The 19,440-nt window shown below is 65.7% G+C and carries 14 protein-coding genes; 7 read left to right on the plus strand and 7 right to left on the minus strand.

Annotated elements, in window-relative coordinates; all coding sequences use genetic code 11:
- Positions 1-115: 115 nt before the first annotated feature.
- Both OSH10_RS12185 and OSH10_RS12190 read right to left on the minus strand, forming a co-directional pair.
- Positions 116-859 carry a hypothetical protein gene (locus tag OSH10_RS12185; RefSeq protein ID WP_266332033.1) on the minus strand — a complete coding sequence of 248 codons (744 nt, stop codon included), beginning with the start codon at positions 857-859 and terminating at the stop codon, positions 116-118.
- Positions 860-921: 62 nt separating this feature from the next.
- The gene (locus OSH10_RS12190) at positions 922-2,037 is read right to left on the minus strand and encodes an anhydro-N-acetylmuramic acid kinase (protein WP_266332034.1); all 1,116 of its coding nucleotides are present in this window, start codon (positions 2,035-2,037) and stop codon (positions 922-924) included.
- A gap of 372 nt (positions 2,038-2,409) precedes the next feature.
- Between OSH10_RS12190 and OSH10_RS12195 the strand changes: the two genes are divergently transcribed.
- Entirely contained in the window at positions 2,410-3,414 is a 1,005-nt protein-coding gene (locus tag OSH10_RS12195) for a 3-deoxy-7-phosphoheptulonate synthase (RefSeq protein WP_407660711.1), read from the plus strand.
- A gap of 93 nt (positions 3,415-3,507) precedes the next feature.
- A complete protein-coding gene (tyrS, locus tag OSH10_RS12200; protein WP_266332036.1) occupies positions 3,508-4,761 on the plus strand; it encodes a tyrosine--tRNA ligase in 1,254 nt (417 codons plus the stop codon).
- 275 nt (positions 4,762-5,036) lie between these two features.
- On the opposite strand, the gene OSH10_RS12205 is transcribed toward tyrS, so the two are convergent.
- Both OSH10_RS12205 and OSH10_RS12210 read right to left on the minus strand, forming a co-directional pair.
- The gene (locus tag OSH10_RS12205; RefSeq protein WP_266332037.1) at positions 5,037-7,748 is read right to left on the minus strand and encodes an autotransporter outer membrane beta-barrel domain-containing protein; all 2,712 of its coding nucleotides are present in this window, start codon (positions 7,746-7,748) and stop codon (positions 5,037-5,039) included.
- Positions 7,749-8,306: 558 nt separating this feature from the next.
- Positions 8,307-11,669 carry an AsmA-like C-terminal region-containing protein gene (locus tag OSH10_RS12210; RefSeq protein ID WP_266332038.1) on the minus strand — a complete coding sequence of 1,121 codons (3,363 nt, stop codon included), beginning with the start codon at positions 11,667-11,669 and terminating at the stop codon, positions 8,307-8,309.
- 287 nt (positions 11,670-11,956) lie between these two features.
- Here OSH10_RS12210 and bcp point away from each other — a divergent pair, with 287 nt between their 5' ends.
- The 3 genes from bcp (at position 11,957) to OSH10_RS12225 (ending at position 14,804) form a co-directional block, all read left to right on the plus strand.
- On the plus strand, positions 11,957-12,424 hold the full coding sequence (gene bcp, locus OSH10_RS12215) for a thioredoxin-dependent thiol peroxidase (protein ID WP_266332039.1): 468 nt from the start codon (positions 11,957-11,959) through the stop codon (positions 12,422-12,424).
- Between the two features lie 8 nt (positions 12,425-12,432).
- On the plus strand, positions 12,433-13,260 hold the full coding sequence (locus OSH10_RS12220; RefSeq protein ID WP_266332040.1) for a ferritin-like domain-containing protein: 828 nt from the start codon (positions 12,433-12,435) through the stop codon (positions 13,258-13,260).
- Positions 13,261-13,439: 179 nt separating this feature from the next.
- Positions 13,440-14,804 (plus strand): peptidoglycan DD-metalloendopeptidase family protein, encoded by a 1,365-nt coding sequence (locus OSH10_RS12225; protein ID WP_266332042.1) that lies wholly within the window; start codon positions 13,440-13,442, stop codon positions 14,802-14,804.
- A 14-nt stretch (positions 14,805-14,818) separates the two neighbouring features.
- On the opposite strand, the gene OSH10_RS12230 is transcribed toward OSH10_RS12225, so the two are convergent.
- On the minus strand, positions 14,819-15,349 hold the full coding sequence (locus OSH10_RS12230; RefSeq protein ID WP_323181590.1) for a GlxA family transcriptional regulator: 531 nt from the start codon (positions 15,347-15,349) through the stop codon (positions 14,819-14,821).
- Between OSH10_RS12230 and OSH10_RS12235 the strand changes: the two genes are divergently transcribed.
- Complete coding sequence (locus OSH10_RS12235) at positions 15,317-15,862, plus strand: cysteine hydrolase family protein (RefSeq protein WP_266332043.1); 546 nt, start codon at positions 15,317-15,319, stop codon at positions 15,860-15,862. The genes OSH10_RS12230 and OSH10_RS12235 overlap by 33 nt on opposite strands.
- Positions 15,863-15,918: 56 nt before the next feature.
- On the opposite strand, the gene prfB is transcribed toward OSH10_RS12235, so the two are convergent.
- Positions 15,919-17,047, minus strand: a protein-coding gene (prfB, locus tag OSH10_RS12240; protein WP_266332374.1) for a peptide chain release factor 2 whose coding sequence is annotated in 2 segments (ribosomal slippage) — positions 15,919-16,977 and positions 16,979-17,047 — 1,128 coding nt in all. Because the reading frame shifts where the segments join, the coding sequence is not laid out codon by codon here.
- Positions 17,048-17,153: 106 nt separating this feature from the next.
- Here prfB and OSH10_RS12245 point away from each other — a divergent pair.
- A complete protein-coding gene (locus OSH10_RS12245; RefSeq protein ID WP_266332045.1) occupies positions 17,154-17,750 on the plus strand; it encodes a DUF4893 domain-containing protein in 597 nt (198 codons plus the stop codon).
- An 82-nt stretch (positions 17,751-17,832) separates the two neighbouring features.
- On the opposite strand, the gene mgtE is transcribed toward OSH10_RS12245, so the two are convergent.
- Positions 17,833-19,200 (minus strand): magnesium transporter, encoded by a 1,368-nt coding sequence (mgtE, locus tag OSH10_RS12250; protein WP_266332046.1) that lies wholly within the window; start codon positions 19,198-19,200, stop codon positions 17,833-17,835.
- Positions 19,201-19,440 lie beyond the last annotated feature (240 nt).

Below are 19,440 nucleotides of genomic sequence, written 5' to 3' on the forward strand. Positions count from 1 at the left end.
GCGCAACAAAAAAGCCCCGCCGAAGCGGGGCCATGCCATGTGGAAACGCCGGCGCCACGCGCCGAAGAGGGCCATCGCCAGAGGCTCGGCCCGGCTACATCGCGCCGGACCTGCGTTACGGCCTGGCCTTTCCGCCGGCCAGCCGGACGATTTCGGCGACCACCTGCTGGTGCAGAACGCGGTTCTTGTCGATGTCGAAATGCGAGACGGCGGCCTTGATGTCGGTGCGCTTGCGCACGTCGGAATTGACCACGCGCTTGCCGGCTCCGGCCGGAACGTCCAAGGCCTCGGCCCAGCCATTGTTGGACTGGTAGAGATTGAGGTAGCGACGCACTCCGGGGGCGACGGGGCCCTTGGTCGTGGGGTCGAAGGTAACGACCAGATCGACCGGGACGCCATCGCGCGCCAACTTCTGCGCCATCAGGAGCACGGCATTGGCGCCCAGCGAATGGCCCACCAGTACGATCGGCCGGGTGGCCTTGGGATTCGCCTTGTACTTGGCGGTGATGTCGGCGGCGACACGCGGCCAGTTGGCGTGGTTCAGCACCTTGTTGGGGATGCCCTGCGCCTTCAGCTCCTTCGCCATGTCGTCCATGCCGAGCGAAAACACGTTGGCAAGGCCGCGGAACAGATAGACCTGCGGGTCGCGGCGCACCACCGGCGCACGCTTCGCGGCCCTGGCAACCACCCGGGGCGCGGGCTTGGCCGCGGCTTCAGCCCCGGCGGCCGGGGCCGTCATCGGCGCGATGGCCGCGCTGGCGGTCGTCACCGCCCCGGTTCCGGCGGCGGCCTGGGCGGACGCGGCGAGCGCCAGGCCCGTGACCAGCAGGACGCCAAATTTCATCAAACGAACGAGCATCCGGATCTCTCCCAAAGACGAACTTGAAACGATGGTGGCGGACAAGGCGGCGGTTCGATCGCTCACCGGGCCAAGCCCCCCGGCTCGGCGAGAACGCCGCCTGGCATGGGATGCGGCACCCCGGTGGTTTCGGGGAGGCTCAGCGGCAGGCCGGCGACGCTGCGCGCCGCGAGATAGGCGAAGGCCTGCGCCTCCATGAAATCGCCAGACCAGCCGAGCGAGTCGGCCGTCGTGACCACGGCGCCGCTGGCCTCGGCGAGCTGGCGCAGGATGGCGGGATTATGCGCCCCGCCGCCGCAGACAATGATCTCGCCGGCGCCGCCCGCGAGCGCCACGGCGCGCGCGATCGTCTCGGCGGTGAAGGCGGCGAGCGTCGCGCAGGCATCGGCCGTCGACAGACGCGCCACCGGCGCGCGGGAAAAGGCATCGCGATCGAGCGATTTCGGCGGCGGCAGGCTGAACCAGGGATCGTCCATCAGTTCGGCGAGGGATTGGAGATGGACGGTGCCCGCCGCGGACAAGGCGCCGTCGACGTCCATGCTGGCGCCCGTGCGCTCGCGGACGAGATCGTCGATCAGCGCGTTGCCCGGGCCGGTGTCGAAGGCGACGATCGAGCCATCGGCGCCGATCCGCGTGACATTGCCAACGCCACCGATATTGACCACCGCGACATCACCCTCCAGTCCGGCGGCGCGCACGAGGGCCGCATGGAAGATCGGCACCAGCGGCGCGCCCTGCCCGCCCGCGGCGACGTCGGCGGCGCGAAAATCATAGACGACAGGCAGGCCGAGCCGCTGCGCGAGCGCGGCGCCATCGCCGATCTGGATCGTCAGCCGACGCGCGGGCGCATGGAACACGGTCTGGCCATGGAAGCCCACCAGCGTGACGCGCGGCGCGTCGACATCGCGGCGGGACAGCAGGGCCTCGACGGCTTCCGCATGCGCGTCGGTGACGATCCGCTCGGCATCGCCGATCACACCGGGACGAGCCTCGCGCCGGTCCAGCCCGACCGCAGCCGCCAACGCCGCGCGCAGCACGGCGCGTTCATCCGCTTGATAAGGCCTGAAATAGGTGGGGCCGAAAGCCTCGACCTCTTCCCCGTCGGTCGCGATCAGTGCCGCGTCGACGCCATCCATCGACGTTCCGCTCATGAGCCCGACAACGACCGTTCTGCGCATTGGTTCCCCCGGAACTATTCCAATCCGGGATAGCCGCATGCGTTGCTTCCGCAAAGAGCAGATCGGCAACAGTGACGCCGTTTCGTCAAAAGCCGCAACGTCCCCCGTGACAAACCGTTTCGGCTGATCTATATGCGCTGTCATGACTTTCGCCGCCACCACCTATGCTTGGTACTTTAGCTATCCGCTCGCTTTGGCGGAGGTAGGGGTGCGCGCGGTCTAAAAAGCCGCGAAATGTCCCGAAGCCGCCAGACACCTGGCGGCTTTTTTAATGCCGCCGGGTGGTCCAATTTCTCAAGGAGCCACACCGTGCTGATCACCGACGACCTCCGCATCCGCGAACTGAAAGAACTCTCGACACCCGAACAGGTGATGCGCGAGTTCCCCCGCACCGAGACCGCCAGCGACACCGTCACCGGCGCCCGAACCGCGCTGCACAACATCCTGCACGGCACCGACGACCGCCTTGCCGTCGTCATCGGCCCCTGCTCGATCCATGATCCCGTCGCCGCCATGGACTATGCGCGCCGCCTCGCCGAAATCCGCCCCTACCTCGCCGACCGGCTCGAGATCATCATGCGGGTCTATTTCGAGAAGCCGCGCACGACCGTCGGCTGGAAGGGCCTGATCAACGATCCCGACCTCGACGGCAGCTTCGAGATCGACAAGGGCCTGCGCATCGCGCGCAACCTGCTGCTCGAGATCAACGATCTCGGCGTGCCGGCAGGCTCCGAATTCCTCGACATGACGACGCCGCAGTATTTCGCCGATCTCGTCGGCTGGGGCGCGATCGGCGCGCGCACGACCGAAAGCCAGGTGCATCGCGAGCTGGCCTCCGGCCTCTCCTGCGCGGTCGGCTTCAAGAACGGCACGGACGGCAACGTCAAGATCGCGCTCGACGCGGTTCTCTCGGCGTCGCAGCCGCACCATTTCCTGGCCGTCACCAAGACCGGACGGTCCGCCATCGCCACCACGGTCGGCAACGAGGACTGCCACATCATCCTGCGCGGCGGAAAATCGACCAACTATGACGCCGCCAGCGTCGAGGAAGCGGCCAAGGCCTCGGAGAAGGCCGGCATCGTGCCGAAGATCATGATCGACGCCAGCCATGCCAACTCCTCGAAGAAGCCGGAAAACCAGCCGATCGTCGTCGAGGACATCGCCCGCCAGGTCGAGGCTGGCGACAACCGCATCATGGGCGTGATGGTGGAGAGCAACCTGGTCGCCGGCCGGCAGGACCTGGTCGAAGGCCAGCCGCTCGTCTACGGCCAGAGCATCACCGATGGCTGCATCGACTGGGACACCTCGGTCGACGTTCTCGAGCGGCTCGCCGCCGCCGTGGAAGCCCGCCGGGCCCGCGCCCGCCGCGCCGCCTGATCCTGATACGGGAAATTTCGCCCTTCGAGGTGAAATTTCCCGTTCCGGCTGCTAGAAAGCCGGCCAATCCCATCCTTCTTCCAAAGGTCCGTCATGAGCGCCTTCAAGTCCGAGTTGATGCAGATCCTGACCGAGCGTGGCTTCGTCCACCAGTGCTCGGATAGCGAAGGGCTCGATCGCCGCTTCGCGACGGAGACCGTCACCGGCTATATCGGCTTCGACGCCACGGCGAAGAGCCTGCATGTCGGCTCGCTGATGCAGATCATGATGCTGCGCTGGATGCAGAAGACCGGCCATCGCCCGCTGGCGCTGATGGGCGGCGGCACCACGCGCATCGGCGACCCGTCCTTCAAGGACGAGGCACGCAAGCTGCTCACCGACGAGATGATCGACGAGAATTTCGCCGGCATCCGCAGGGTGTTCGCCAACTACCTCGATTTCGACCGCGCCGAGCGCCCGGCGATCATGACGAACAATGCCGAATGGCTGAACGGCCTGCACTACATCGACTTCCTGCGCGATGTCGGCCGCCACTTCTCGGTCAACCGCATGCTCTCCTTCGACTCGGTGAAGCTGCGCCTCGACCGCGAGCAGTCGCTGTCCTTCCTCGAATTCAACTACATGATCCTGCAGGCCTATGACTTCGTCGAGCTGAACCAGCGCCATGACGTGACGCTGCAGATGGGCGGCTCTGACCAGTGGGGCAACATCGTCAACGGCATCGAGCTCGGCCACCGCATGCTCGACAAGCAGTTCTATGCGCTGACCACGCCCCTGCTCACCACCTCGTCCGGCGCCAAGATGGGCAAGACCGCGAACGGTGCCGTCTGGCTCAACGCCGACATGCTGGGCTCGTACGAGTTCTGGCAGTTCTGGCGCAACACCGAGGATGGCGACGTCGAGCGCTTCCTCAAGCTCTACACCGAGCTGCCTCTGGACGAGATCGCCCGCCTGGCGGCGCTGGGCGGCTCCGAGATCAACGACGCCAAGAAGATCCTCGCCACCGAGGTGACGGCGCTGGCGCATGGCCGCGCCGCGGCCGAGGAAGCGGCCGAAACGGCGCGCCGCACCTTCGAGGAAGGCGCGCTGGCCGAGAACCTGCCGACGATCGAGGTCGCGGCGTCCGACTTCGCCAACGGCCTCGGCGTGCTGTCGCTGTTCGTGCAGGCCGGCCTCGTCGCCTCGAACGGCGAAGCCCGCCGCCAGATCAAGGGCGGCGGCCTGCGCGTCAACGACCAGGCGATCACCGACGAGAAGGTACTGGTCGGTCCCGACGCGCTGACCTCGGAAGGCGTCGTCAAGCTCTCTCTCGGCCGCAAGAAGCACATCCTGGTCCGCCCGCTCTGATCTTTCGGACAGCATGAGGATTCGAGGCGGCGCAGGAAACGGCGCCGTCTTTTTTGTTTCCGCCTTCGCCACCACGCCCGGCGTCATCCTGGGCTTGAGCCAGGATCCATGCGGCCGGCTTTGCGGACGCGGTCCTCCCCGTGCCACAGGCTGAATGGATCCTCGCTTTCGCGAGGAGGACGGTGCGGAATCGGGACGCGGGGAGCCAAAACATCGATAACAAAAAGGCGGCGCAGTCGCCTGCGCCGCCTTTCGCATTTCGGAGCTGGCTCGCCTTAGAACGCGATGCTCAGGCGTCCCTGGACCGAGTTATCCGCCGCGTCGCTGGCCAGTTGTCCGGCATAGAACAGGCCGAGCTTGGCGCCCGCCGCCACGTCGACATCGAAGCCTGCCTTGAGCAGCAGGGCATCCTGCGCGATCGGCGCCCCAGTCACCTGGAAGGCATCGCCACCGGCGAAGGCCAGCGTGCTTACCGGCGTCACGTCGCCCCAGGCATGCTGCCACGCAGCGGCGCCCTGCAGCGTCACGCCGACATTGCCGACCACGAGCTTGTGATCGGCGCGTAGGCCGAGCGTGCCATAGGTGACGCTCTGGTTGGCGCCATCGGCGCTCAGCGCTGCCGAACCGCCCGTCTCGCTATAACCATCCGTCGAGAGATGGACGTAGGCGAGACCGGCGAACGGCTCGATCGTCGCCGCGGCGCTGACCGCGATGTCGTAGCCGACTTCACCGAAGATCTGCGTCGTACCGGCGGAATAGTCAGCCTTCTCCTGTTCGAAGAAGCCCGGCAGCGACACATTTCGGCTCGTGTCGATCTCGTTCCAGGTGTAGCTGGCGCCGAGGCGGACATTGACGTCCGAAACCTTGCCGCCGGCATAGGCGAGCAGGTGGTAGTTGTCGCTGTCGCCCGAGGACGAGCGGTCATCGAGATCGAAGCTGGTGCGGCTGTAGCCGGCGGCCGCGCCGATCAGCCAGTCCTTGCCGACGACGCGGTCATAACCGACGATGATGCCGCCGGTCGAACGATCGAGCTTGGCGACATTGGCATCGCCGTCGCTATGGCCCCACGAGCCGAAGCCCTGCGACCAGAACGTGTTGGGATCGGCAACCGGAGCGGATGCGACGCCGGGGAACGGAGCCATGCTGCGCTTGTCGCCCTCGGCATAGCCGGAGGCGAGGCTGACGGACGGCGCGGCCGACCCCCTGGACGGGTAATGCAGGCGGCCAAGCACGGCGTCGCGCAGGAAGAAGCTGTCATTCAGCAGGACGCCGGAAGCGCTCGCATGAATCTCGCCGGAGATCGCGTCGAAGACGGCTGGACCGTCGGCCATGGTGAGGAACTGGACGGCGTCAAACAGCGAGCCCGATCCAACGGATTCAATACCGTTCGCGGCGGCGACCTGGTTCGATGTCGTCGCGCCGGACGCGAAGTTCACGTCCTGCGTGAGGGTCAGGTAGATCGAATGGCTGTCATCGTCGAGCGACAAGGCTCCGGAAATGAAGGCGAAGTCCTCGATGACGCTGCCGTTGCCGAAGCTCGCATTGCCGCCGGCTGTGGCGACCGTGTAGTCATGGTCCAGAAGGTAGCCGCTGACCGGCACGACGCGGACCGCGCCGTCCAGGACGAGATCGCCTGTCGCAGCTATCTTGCCAGCCTGACCTGAATCGTCGATGCCGGTTACGAACTGGCCCTCCGTGCCGAGTGCAAAATCTCCCGTGACGTTCAGCGTGCTGCCGGCATAGACGGCGATCGTCGTCGGACCCGCGAAATTCTTGCTGCCGGTCAGCGTGACGTCGCCTTGCGACACGCCGAGCACCTCAATCGTTTCCGACAGGTTGCCAATCGTCAGCGTACCGGCGCCGTACTTTTCGAGACCGCCATTGCCGGCGAGACTACCGGACCAGGTGGCGTCGAAACCATTGGTGTCGATGAAGGACAGCGTGCCGTCGGTCAGAGTGGCATCGACGGACGTGTTGAGCGCGCTCGTGACCTTGATCGCGCCGCCGCCGAGGTTGAAATTATAGGTGCCCTGCCCGCTGACGCGTCGGCCCTTCAGGCTGGCTCCGCCAATCTCCAGCGTGCCACCATCGAGATTGTAGGTTCCCGTTCCGGTGCCCGCGAGATAGAGCGACGACGTTGCGTCGACGCGCAGGATACCGCCGTTCTGGTTGATCTCGCCGGTAGCGGTGGCCGCGCCATTGTCGGTCTCGCGACCAAACCCAATGGCCAGATAGCCGCTATCCCGGATCGAGACAGTGCCGCCTTCGATGTTGAGAGTGCCGCTGGTGCCGCCCGTCTGAGTGGTGTTGCGTCCGAGCGTCATGCGGCCATCACTCACCTCCAGCAAGCCGTCGCTGATCGTGTAGGTGCCCTGGCCGCCCTGATTGCCGATGTGAACAGCCGCGCAGCGATCTTCGTTGCCGCAGGTGGGAGAAATGGTAACCGTGCCGCCGGTCTGCATCGCCGTGCCGGTACCGCCGTAGTAGCCAACGGACAGGCCGACGCCGAACGAAGCGGATGCACCCTCCCCGATCGTCATCGCGCCATCGCTGGACGCGCCCGAACCGACCGCCAGGTACTCGATGGCGCTATCGCCGGTGAAATCCAGCGTGCCGCCAGCGATATGGGTCTCACCGCCGTTGATGGTGGCGCCATCGAGCGTCAGCGTGCCGGCGCCCATCTTGGTGAAAGTTCCATAGGAGCTATCCCAGGCGACGCCTTCGAGTTCGATCGTATCCGAGAACGTGACGCTGCCGGCATTGTTCAAGACCAGCGGCGCCGCCGCCGAAACGTCGATGACGCCCGTGACAACAAGGTCATCCAGTTCGGCCTGCGTCTCGACAATGATCGGCGACGGATCGGCCGAGGCTCGTCCAGCGCCGCCCAGCATCGTCGCTATGGCGACCAACGACACGCCCGCCGCCCAGCGCGCGCGTGCGAAATCCGGCGCCGAACGAGTCGCCCGGCCTGCTTTGAATGATGACATGATGCCCCAATTACCCTCGCCCGAAGCCGAAATTGCCAGTGGAAGCGCCGCTCCCGCCATGGCTGTCCATCTTCGTGCCCCCACGGAAATGATCCGCCGAGGATATCAACCCACCAGCGGGGTCGCAATAATGGTTTCAAAGTAATTCAAGTTTAGAACGACTCGAAGTTGTTGGTATAGCTGACTCTGCCTCTCCCACCCGGATAACAGATCGAACCCCAAACCAAAACAACATGCAATTTTTATTGAGAAACATTGCCACATATATTCAAATAACGTCTACGACAAGCAATAAGTTAAGAGAAGAAATCCAGTAGAATCATGGTCGAACCAGGCGGATTATCGTAATTCAGCAAGATACAGCGCCCCCCTTATCATCAATCGGCGCTAGAAATATAAGCGAACCTCGACCAAAGCTTGTGCTGTCAAGTTGAGGGCCATGCGACCGCGCAAGCGGATGGGAAAGGCCGAACCCGGGGCGCCAGGGTCCACGGCGGACAGGCCTGGCCGCCGTGACAAAAGAACGGTCTCTCACCGCCCCGGGCGTCAAACCTGCGTTCAGTTGACGGGAAATTCGAAGATCTTGCGGAAGATGCCGGGGGTGATGACCGAGAGCGGGTTGATCATCAGGTTCGGCGCGCCCAGCTTGCCGTCCACCTTGAAGGTGACGCCGATCAGGCCGCCCTTGCTGCCACCGCCAAGCGCCAGCCCGATGATGGGAAGCCTGCCGAACAAATTGTTGAAGGCGTATGCCGGCAGGTAGGTCCCGGCCAGCGAGACGGTCTGGCGAGCCAGATCGAGCGTGCCGTTGAAGGTCGCGCCGACCGAGGCGCCGCGCAATGTCGCGTCGTCGATGACGACGATCGAGCCGCGCTTGGTGTAGTCGAGCCGCATGCGGTCGAACGGCACGTTGGATGGATCGAGCCCGGTGCGCGTCGCCTCCGGGCCGCTGCCATTGGTGGCGGAAACCAGCCGGCTCATCGACGGCTCGTCCACGATGCGGAAATTCCAGACGTCGAACACGCCGGAGAACGGGCCGCTGGAACCCGCCCGGGTTCCCGTCAGGGTCAGACGACCGCCGGCGATGCGGCCGTAAATGTCGATAAAGCGGAACACGCTGCCAGCATCGCCGGAGTTGAGCCGCAAATCGGCCTTGTCGCCACCGTCGACGAAGCTGAGCGAGATGCCGCCCTTGTCGAGCATGCCTTCCAGCGACGCCTTCTGCACGGTGCCGCCGCGCGCCTGCACGACAACCGCAGCGTCGGACAGGGTCGCCTGGTTGAAGCCGATCAGCGTGCCGACCTTGGCGTCCAGCGAGATATCCGCCGCGCCCTCGCTCGGCCCCATCGCCGCCGACTTGTATTGCGCGATCAGCCCCCGGACGTCGAACGAGGAACCCCGCGCCACGATCGCATAGCCGTTGCCCTTGCGGCTCAGATTGACCGAAATCTGGTCGCCCTTGCGCAGCGCCAGGCGGTCGAGCTCGGCGGAGACGAGGCCGTATTTGGAGTCGAGCACGGCCTTGCCCTTGAAGCCGAAGCCGTCGCCCGTGGCGACCATGTTGTCGACGGCGAAGCCATTGCCGAGCGGACGCAGATCGAAGCTCAGCTTGGCCGGCACACCGATGCCCTTGGACCAGCCGACCGCCTGAAGCACGAGGCGGGCCTGCTTCAGGTCCAGTTCGTAATGCTGCCCCTTGCTGCCATCCCCGAGGTCGGAGACTGAGGCGCCGACCGTGCCGCCAATCACATTGTCGAGGCCGATGCCGAGGGCCTTGCGGGCCTTCTCGTCCAGGCTCAGCGTCACCTTGCGACGGCCGGCCTCGGTCTGGCCATCGCCATCCGTGTCGCCGAGCGGCTGCGCCACGTCGATCGAGGCAAGGACGCCGTTGATCGTCGCCTTGCCATGAACTTGGATTTCGGCGGGCGTCGCCGTCATCGACAGCGCGCCATTCTTGATCACCTTGCCTTCGATCGGCTCGCTGCTGGCAAAGCCGGTGGTCGTCAGCGCGACGCGCCAGTCCACCTCGGACGGCGTCACGCCGGGCCGGAGCGGCAGCTTGATCGAGACGTTCGCCTGCGCCTTGCCGGATAGCGAGCCCGGGTCGATCGACCGGCGCTCCATCGCCAGAAGCGGCTCGCTGTCGGCGATCTCCGCCATGGCGCCGACATCGCCCTCGAGCTGGATCTCGATCTGCGCATCGGGAAAGCGCTGGGCGGTGTTGGAGACGGCGAAGGCGCCGGCGGTGATCTCGACGGTCTTCCCGAGCGGCGTGACGACACGCCCCTTCTCGACGTCCAGGCCGAAGGTCGAGCCCGCCAGCACGGCATTGCCGCTCGCCCCCGTCACCATGGGGACCGTTCCGATGGTCGTGAACGAGACGTCGTCGAGGCGCATATCGAGGCGCATGTATTCTTCCGGCAGCACGACCCGTTCGCCGGTCCACAGAACGCCGGCGGGCACGGATGCCTCGAAGCGTCCCGCTTCCAGCGTACCGCCCTTTACGTGCTCATAGGCCCATTTGCGGGCTGCGCCGGCCAGGAAAGGCGGCCACATCTGCTTGAGCGTCGAAAGCGCCATCGGCGAGAAGGAGGCAGCCATCGCCAGCGACGGCGTCGGTCCCTCGAGGCCGACCGACCCGGCGGCCGCGATCGAGCCGCCCTGCGTGGTAATCGACGCATCGGTGAAGTCGATGCGCCTGGCGGCGACATCCGCCGTGCCGACCAGTGCAATGCGGTCAGCGACGATCGGCGGCGCGTTGGCGTCGGCGGCGAAGAGGACCGCGTTGCGGCTCTCCAGCGTGAAGCCATAGCGGCCATCCGCCTTGTCGTTCAGCGGCTTGACCTCACCGATGACGACGGCGCGCGTGTCGCCGAAGAAGAACGAGGATGGCTCCATGACGATGGCACGGCGCGGCACATCCCAGCGCAGGCGCACCGTCGCCTCGTCGAGCAGGACCGTATCCTTGCCAAGCCCCGAGACGAAGGTTCCTGCGCCCAGATCCAGCCGAACCGTTGCCGCCTGGACATTACCCTTGTCGTTCAGGCGAACGGTGGCGCGCCCGAACATCGGCACGTTGGACTGCAGCATGCTGTCCGGCCTGCCGAGCGCAGGATTGAGATCGGCCAGAGACAGTTGCGAGAAGATGACGGACAGATTGCGGTCATGGCTGTCCGGATCGACCGTGCGCTCGGCCAGCACGCCCCAACGCCCGGCATAGCCCGACGTATCGAGATTGGCCTTCACCGCGCCTGTCTCGCCATCGACGGTCAATGCGATGTCGGTATGCCCGAAGCTCCGTTGCTGCATCTGCGCGGCGTCCCAGACACGGATGGTCGAGGCATCGACCGAAAGACGCTCGAAGCCGCGCGAAATCGCGAAGTCGACGGCCGGATCGAGCGCGCCATTGACAGTGCGGAGCGCCCGCAGCAGATCCGGGAAGCCGCCATCGGCCACATCGTCACTTTCCGGCGCTGAGGGAGCCGCCGCGGTCACGGTCGGCGGCGGCCCGGGCTGATGGTCCGTATCCGCCGTGCCCAGATAGACCGCGCCGGACGGGGCGCGGACGAAGGAAACGTCGGCGTCGGAGATCTCGACCGTGCGGATGTTGAGGCGAAAGCGCAGCAGAGACAGAGGATCGATCGCCAGCCGCGCGGCCGGAACATTGCCGACGACGACACTGGCGCGATCGCGCACGGAAATATCGTCGAGCTGGACAACGAGACCGAGCACGGGGTCGACATCGATCAGGGCGCGGCCGACCTTGACCGCATAATCCGGCCCGAGGCGCTTGGACAATGACGCGCGCACCCGGTCGCGCACGGCGTCGAGTTCCACCGGCCCGGTTGCCACGATCGCCGCCAGCGTGCCGAACAGGATCACGACGAGCAGAAGAAACGCCCCAAGCAGACGCAGCAGCAAGTTGGACCAGCCACGCCGTCTCGGCGGCGGACGCTCATAGAGAGGCCGGTGAGCGCGCGCCGATGGATACTCGTCGAGGCGCATTGTCAGGCGTCAATACCCCTTGCAAGCCGCCTCCGTTCCGGGAGCGGCGTAAAACCCATCGGTGACGTCGACCGGTCCGGACCCGTGGACCGACGCGCTGATTCTGATCTCATCCGGAATCGCGGGCCGATCCAAGCCCCACTTGCAAATTCCCCGTCAATTCTGCTTCTCACGCCAGACAAGTGCGACGAAAGGAAGGCAGCATGTCCATACTGACCCAAGGTTCTGTGGCCCCGGATTTCGACCTTCCGACCGATGGCGGCAGCAGAATCAAGCTCTCCGACCTCAAGGGACGCAAGGTAGTCCTCTATTTCTACCCGAAGGACAACACTTCCGGCTGTACCGTGGAGGCAATCGACTTTTCGGCGCGGCAAGCCGACTTCGAGGCAGCCGACACCTTGGTGATCGGCGTGTCGCCGGACAGCGTCCAGTCTCACGAGCGCTTCCGCAAGAAGCATAAACTCTCGGTCACGCTCGCCTCCGATGAAAACAAAGCCATGCTGGAGAGCTATGGCGTTTGGGAGGAGAAATCGATGTTCGGGCACAAATATATGGGGGTGGTGCGCACCACCTATCTGATCGACCGTGACGGCAGGATCGCCCGCGCCTGGGAAAAGGTGAAGGTGAAGGGGCATGTCGACGAGGTTCTCGCCGCCGCCCGGAGCGCATGAAGCCCCTCATGGAACCGACCGACCTGCGCAGCCTCGCCGCGGCCTCCGCCCGCATTGTCGCCACGGCCGATCTCGACGAGAAGGTCGAACTGGCCTTCGCCACCGCCAAGGCCTGGTTCGGCCGCCGCCTGTCGCTCTCGGCCGGGCCTCTCGACGGCGCCATGCCGGACAGGCCCGGCCGCCCGGCGAATCTCGTCCTGGTGCCGCCGCGCGAATTGCCCAAGCGCTCGGTCCATTCCGAGCATGGCCGGATCTCGATGATCCACTCGCTCGCCCACATCGAACTCAACGCCGTCGACCTGACCTGGGACTTGGTCGGCCGGTTCGTGCGCGTGCCCCTGCCCCGTTCGTTCTTCGACAACTGGGTGCAGGTGGGGCTCGAGGAGGCCAAGCACTATTCGCTGCTGGCCGACCGGCTGCGCTCGCTCGGCGCCGCCTATGGCGACCTGCCGGCGCATGACGGGCTGTGGCAGGCGACCCAGGAGACCGGGCACGACCTGACCGCCCGGCTCGCCATCCTGCCGCTCGTGCTGGAAGCGCGTGGACTCGACGTCACGCCCCCGCTGATCGACAAGATGATCGAGGTCGGCGACGCGGAAAGCGCGGCTATTCTCGCCATCATCTACCGCGACGAAAAGCGCCATGTCGCCTTCGGCGCCAAGTGGTTCCGCTTCATGTGCGACCGACAGAGGCTGGCACCCGAACCGACCTTCCGGCAGCTGGTAATCAAGCATTTCCGTGGCCCCCTCAAGCCGCCCTTCAACGAGGCGGCGCGCTCCGAGGCCGGCATGACGCCGGGCTTCTACCGGCCCCTCGCCCCCGCAAGGGACCGCTAAGCCGGCGCGGCATCAACCAAGCTTTAACCTTAACCGCCTCTAATCGTTGCGATCGGTCGTCCTCCTCGGCCAAAGGTCCGAGTACCGACGTTACGGTTGGAATGCAGATGCCGAGTCAGTATCAAGATTATCATCCCATCCCCCGCCAGAGCCTGGTCTCTCACCTTCCCGCGCCCCCCATGCCGGAGCCCGAGGCGCCTCGCGCCCGGACGCGCGGCGGCAAGGCCAAGACGCAGATCGTGATTGCCGATGGCGAGCGCGTGCGGGCCATCCATGTCCGCCGGCGCACGATCGCGCTCGGCGGCGTCTGCCTGCTGCTGCTCTCCACGCTCTACTTCGGGGCCACCGGTTATCTGTTCTTCCGCGACGGCCTGCTCAAGGCGGCCGAGGAGCGGCAGAACGCCATCATCGCCTCGCAGAATGTGCGCGAGGCGCGCGAGGTCGAGGCCGCCGCCATCCACGAGGTCCAGATCTCTGCCTATGAGGGACAGGTCGCGGCGCTGCGCGACAAGGTCGGCAAGCTCAATTCCGAAATCGAGACCCTGAACAAGACGCGCTCCAAGGAGAGCGCCGGCGTCGACGAGAAGGTGCGTAGCCTGCTCGATCGCCAGAAGGAACTCGAGGCCCGCCAGAAGGCGCTGGCGAAGATTGCCGAGGCGGCTCGCCGCGCCGGACTGGACGTGACGATCCCGCCTCCAGCCCCGGCCAAGCCGAAGCCCGCCAAGGGACGCAAGGCCGCGCTCGATCCGGAAGTGACGGGCTCGATCTCGCCGGCCGTCGCCAAGCCTTCCGTGCAATTCGCCGATATGGGCCTGCGCTCGCCGCAGCCGATGCCGCCCATCGTCGTGCCGCGTCTCGATCCGCTCGAGGACAAGATCGTCGCCATGGCGGCCGATCAGGATGCACTCGTCGGCGGCCTGATGGCCGGCGTCACCAAGCGGACGCAGAAGATCGACGCGGCGCTGCGCAAGCTCGGGCGCCGCGTGCCGCCGGCCCCGTCGGGCATGGGGGGGCCGTTCGTGCCGGCCCCGAAGGGCACCATCTCCAGCCCCGCCAGCTTCAAGGCCGACGTGGCTACGCTGACCAACCAGTTCGACCGGCTCGCCAAGCTCCGCCAGATCGCGCTCGCCCTGCCGCTGAAGCGCCCGCTGGAGGACGCCGACATCAGCTCGGGGTTCGGCACGCGCCGCGACCCGTTCCTGGGCCGCCTGGCGACGCATACCGGCATCGATTTTCGCGCCATGTCCGGATTGCCGGCCCGCACCGTCAACGCCGGCAAGGTGGTCGCCGCCGCCTTCAATGGCGGCTATGGCAATTGCGTCGATGTCGACCATGGCAACGGCGTGATTACGCGCTATGGCCACCTGCGCAGCATCAGCGTCAAAGTCGGCGAACGCGTCGTCGCCGGCCAGAAGATCGGTACGGTCGGCTCGACCGGCCGCTCGACCGGCCCGCATCTCCACTATGAAATCCGCATCGATGGCGAGCCGATCGACCCGATGATCTATCTGCGCGCCGGCCAGGAAATCAACCGCCTGCTCTAGGCGCGTTGCCCGTTTCAGGCGTGAAAGCGCCGGCGATATTCCGCCGGCGACAGCCCGACGATCCGCACGAACACCTTCCGGAACGCGCCGGGATCGCCATAGCCGACCTGCCAGGCGACCTCATCCGCCGACAACGCGCTGAACTGAAGCAGTTCGCGCGCGCGGTTCACCTTGAGCTGCTGCTGGTATCCCGTCGTCGTCAGCCCGGTCGCCTTGCGGAAGCGGCGCAGAAAGGTTCGCTGCTCCAGCCCTTCCTGCGAGGCGAGCCGCTCGAGCGATGCCTCGCCGTTGGCAAGCCCGTGCAGCCAGTGCTGCGCCTGCAGCACCGCCCTGTCGCCATGATCGAGGCGCGGCACGAAGGTGCTGTAATAGCGCTGCTCCCTCCCCGGCGGATCGACCAGCAGCACGCGCGCCGTCTCCAGCATCACCTCCGAGCCGAGATAGCGGTCGACCAGCTTGAGGCCGAGATCCGTCCAGGCCATCAGTCCGCCGGCCGTAACGATATCGCCCTCATGGACGATCAGCCGGTCGAGATCCAGCCGCACGTCGGGAAACCGCCTGGCAAAGGCCTCACCGAGCCCCCAATGCGTCGTAGCGGTACGGCCCGCGAGCAGGCCGGTTTCGCCCAGCAAGGCGATGCCGTCATCCACATCCAGCATCTGGCCACTTCGCCCGAAGCGCCCTTCTTCGTCCCCGGCACAGAGGGCGTGGAGATCCACGCGACCGTCCGGCCGCAGGGCGACGAAACGGTGGTGACCAAGCATTTCCCCAACGCATTTCGCGAGACGGTGCTGAAGCAGGTTCTCGACGCACGCGGGATCGATGAGGTGGTGCTCGTCGGCGCGATGAGCCACATGTGCATCGCCGCGACCGGACGCGCCGCCGCGGACTTCGGCTACAAGACCGTGGTCGTCCACGATGCCTGCGCGACGCGCGCGCTTGAATTCAACGGCACGACGGTGCCCGCCGCGCAGGTCCATGCCGCCAACATGGCGGCGCTGGCCTTCGGCTACGCCAAGGTGATCGGCGCGGCCGAGTGGATCGCTGGCGAGGGCTGATGTCGTCGGGGGAGACCCGAAAATCCGGGCGGAGCCAAGCCCCGCCCGGAGAGGCGTCAGTCGAGGTCCTGGACGTCGGCGGAAGGACCGCCGAGGCGCTGGGCCAGGGCGGCTTCCATGAAGTCGTTCAGATCGCCGTTCAGCACGTCCTGCGGGCTGGTCGATTCAACGCCGGTGCGCAGATCCTTGACCAGCTGGTATGGCTGCATGACGTAGGACCGGATCTGGTGCCCCCAGCCGATGTCCTTCTTGCTGGATTCGGTCGCCATCGCGGCGGCCTCGCGACGCTCCAGCTCGGCCTCGTAGAGGCGCGAGCGCAGCATGTCCCAGGCCGCGGCCCGGTTCTTGTGCTGCGAGCGTTCGTTCTGGCACTGCACGACGATGCCGGACGGCATGTGCGTGATACGCACGGCCGAGTCGGTCGTGTTGATGTGCTGGCCACCGGCGCCCTGCGCGCGATAGGTATCGATGCGGCAGTCGCTCTCGTTGATCTCGATCTCGATCGAATCATCGACGACCGGATAGACCCAGATCGAGGCGAACGAGGTGTGGCGGCGCGCGGCGCTGTCATAGGGCGAGATGCGGACCAGGCGGTGCACGCCCGATTCGGTCTTCAGCCAGCCATAGGACTGCTCGCCCTTGACGAGGATGGTGGCCGACTTGATGCCCGCCTCCTCACCGTCATGGACTTCCAGCAGTTCGACCTTGCGACCGCTCTTCTCGGCCCAGCGCGTATACATGCGCAGCAGGATGTTGGCCCAGTCCTGGCTTTCCGTACCGCCGGCGCCGGCATGCACTTCGACATAGGTGTCGTTGCCGTCGGCCTCGCCGGACAGCATCGAATTGACCTGGCGCTTGCGGATGTCGCCCTTCAGCGCGACGATCGCGGCCTCGGCCTCGGCGACGATCGAGGGATCTCCCTCAGCCTCGCCCATCTCGATCAGCTCGATATTGTCCTGAAGCTCGCGCTCGCTGGTCAGGACGGCGTTGATGCCGTCCTCGAGGCCCTGGCGCTCACGCATCAGCTTCTGCGCCTTCTGGGGATCATCCCAGAAGTTCTGCGTCTCGGACAGGGCGTTCAGTTCGAGCAGGCGTCTCTGGGCACGATCCCAGTCAAAGATGCCTCCTCAGCAGGGTGATGCCCTGCTTGATCTCGTCGATGATCGTTTCGATCTCGGCTCGCATTGGATAGACGTCCATTTCTCGTTCGGGCGGGTTACCCCACCGGGTGGGGCAACATAGTGATGCCCCTATCCCATGTAAACCAAGCCGACCAACCAGGGAGACTTCGATGACGTCGCTTGTCCACCGCCTATGCCGGATGCCGGCGATCGCACTCATCCTGATCTCCGGCAGCGCCTTCGCCGATGGCACGATGGCCACGCGGACGCTTACCAAGACCGACAGGGAGCGGATCGCCCGCTACGAGGTGACGCAGAAATCGGCCGTCGCCGAAGCGCGCAAGGGCGGCGACAAGGCCGATGTGACGACACTCGACGCAGTGCTGGCGGCGAAACCCCAGCCGATCCTCGGAATCGATATAAGGGGCGACTATCGCTGCCGGACGATCAAGCTCGGCGGCGGGCTGCCGCTCACCGTCTATGGCTGGTTCAACTGCAAGATCGACGAGGACGACCTCGGCTACCGGCTGACCAAGACCAGCGGATCGCAGCGCCTGGCCGGTCATTTCATCGACGATTCCGCCAACCGCCTGCTCTATTACGGCGTCTCCTACATTGCCGGCGACAAGCCGGGACGCTATGGCGCCAAGGCCGACGACGACCAGGTCGGCTATTTCCTGAAGACCGGGCCGAAGAGCTACCGGCTCGACCTGCCGCTGCCGACATTCGAATCGAAGTTCGACATCATCGAATTGCAGAAGCGGTAGTCCAGCCTGGGCTATGTGCATGCCTCGAGGCCGGGCTCGCGTCTTGAACCCTCCCCCCTTGAGGGAGGGCTCAAGAAGCTCCCTAAAGCAGCGTGCCGCTCAGGATCACCATCGCCACGCTGAAATAGATCACCAGGCCGGTGACATCGACCAGCGTCGCGACGAAGGGGGCCGAGGCGCTGGCCGGGTCGAAGCCGAGCCGCTGCATGATGAAGGGCAGCATCGAGCCCGCCATCGAGCCGAAGGTGACGATCCCGAGCAGGCCCGTACCGACGGTGGCCGCGATCAGCATCCAGTGCTCCCCGTAGTCATAGAGGCCGAGCATCTGCCAGGCGCTGATGCGGATGACGCCGAGCGTGCCAAGGATGGCACCGAGCGTCAGGCCGCTGGGCAATTCGCGCAAGGCGACCCGCCACCAGTCCCGAAGCTTGACCTCGCCCAGCGCGAGCGCGCGGATGATCAGCGACGTCGCCTGGGAACCCGAATTGCCGCCGGAGCTCATGATCAGCGGAATGAACAGGGTCAGCACGATCGCCCGCTCCAGCTCATGCTCGAAATGCTGCATGGCGGTCGCCGTCAGCATCTCGCCGATGAACAGCGCGCAGAGCCAGCCGGCGCGCTTGTGCATCATCTTGAGGAAGCCGATGTCCATGTAGGGCTGATCGAGCGCCTCCATGCCGCCGAACTTCTGGACGTCCTCCGTGCTCTCCTCGAAGATCGTGTCGATGATGTCGTCGACGGTGACGATACCCACGACATGAAAGCGTTCGTCGACGACCGGCACGGCGATCTGATCGTATTTCGAGAACAGGCGCGCCACTTCCTCGCGGTCTGTGCGGGGCGTGACGGTGATCGGACGGCGATGGCGGGCGGCGGACAGGACCGGGGCATTGAGGTCGGCCGCGATCAGGCGGCGCAGCGTCACGGTCTGCACGAGCGCATGCGTGACCGGGTCGAGCACGCAGATCGTATAGATCGTCTCGCGGCTCTTCTCGACGACGCGAATGTGCTGCAGCGTCTGGCCAACGGTCCAGTTGGCGGGGACGCTCACCACTTCGGTGGTCATGATCGAGCCGGCGCTACCCTCGGGATAGGCGGCGAGACGGGCCACGGCATTGCGGGTTTCGGGATCGAGCCTGGCGATCAGCTGCGAGCGGGTGGGCTCGTCGATTTCCGCCAGCAGATCGGTAGCCCGGTCAGCCGACATGCCGGCCAGCACCCGGACCGCGCGGTCCGCCGGCAGGCTCGACATCAGCTCGACCGAGGCTTCGAACTCCGGCTGGTCGAGAACCTCGATCAGCCTTTCGTCGGAAACGCCCGCCAGAAGCGCCGGATTGGCTTCGGCTTCATGTTGATTGAGACGTTCGACGAGATCCGCAACGTGCTCGCCTTCGAGATCCAAAGCGCGCGAACGCACGGTGGCCTCGTCTTCGCGGACGATATCTTCCATGACTCACTCCGATCGGCCACCCAGCCGGTCGCGTGAGCCGATCGAGCGATCAGATCACGGCGGCCGTGGGCGGCGCCTGTATTCGACAGCTACTGTCGCTCGACATGAAACTGGGGTTCCAATGGGGGTCGGCCGCGGAAGCGGAAACCGACTTGACCCGGGTGAGGTGCGCCACTCCGCCGGCGGCGTCAAGCTCTTTCGCCTGCCCGGCGCAACGAAATCCAATTTGACGCAGTTTTG

Source organism: Kaistia defluvii (assembly GCF_026343955.1).
In the GTDB taxonomy this organism is placed as follows: Bacteria; Pseudomonadota; Alphaproteobacteria; order Rhizobiales; family Kaistiaceae; genus Kaistia; species Kaistia defluvii.

Excerpts from the sequence above, each read along its gene's own strand:
- OSH10_RS12205 (WP_266332037.1), bottom strand. The coding sequence starts at position 7,748 with ATGTCATCATTCAAAGCAGGCCGGGCGACTCGTTCGGCGCCGGATTTC.
- OSH10_RS12185 (WP_266332033.1), bottom strand. The coding sequence starts at position 859 with ATGCTCGTTCGTTTGATGAAATTTGGCGTCCTGCTGGTCACGGGCCTG.
- tyrS (WP_266332036.1), top strand. The coding sequence starts at position 3,508 with ATGAGCGCCTTCAAGTCCGAGTTGATGCAGATCCTGACCGAGCGTGGC.
- OSH10_RS12235 (WP_266332043.1), top strand. The coding sequence starts at position 15,317 with ATGGACGATCAGCCGGTCGAGATCCAGCCGCACGTCGGGAAACCGCCT.
- OSH10_RS12190 (WP_266332034.1), bottom strand. The coding sequence starts at position 2,037 with ATGCGCAGAACGGTCGTTGTCGGGCTCATGAGCGGAACGTCGATGGAT.
- mgtE (WP_266332046.1), bottom strand. The coding sequence starts at position 19,200 with ATGGAAGATATCGTCCGCGAAGACGAGGCCACCGTGCGTTCGCGCGCT.
- OSH10_RS12220 (WP_266332040.1), top strand. The coding sequence starts at position 12,433 with ATGGAACCGACCGACCTGCGCAGCCTCGCCGCGGCCTCCGCCCGCATT.
- OSH10_RS12225 (WP_266332042.1), top strand. The coding sequence starts at position 13,440 with ATGCCGGAGCCCGAGGCGCCTCGCGCCCGGACGCGCGGCGGCAAGGCC.
- OSH10_RS12245 (WP_266332045.1), top strand. The coding sequence starts at position 17,154 with ATGACGTCGCTTGTCCACCGCCTATGCCGGATGCCGGCGATCGCACTC.
- bcp (WP_266332039.1), top strand. The coding sequence starts at position 11,957 with ATGTCCATACTGACCCAAGGTTCTGTGGCCCCGGATTTCGACCTTCCG.
- OSH10_RS12195 (WP_407660711.1), top strand. The coding sequence starts at position 2,410 with ATGCGCGAGTTCCCCCGCACCGAGACCGCCAGCGACACCGTCACCGGC.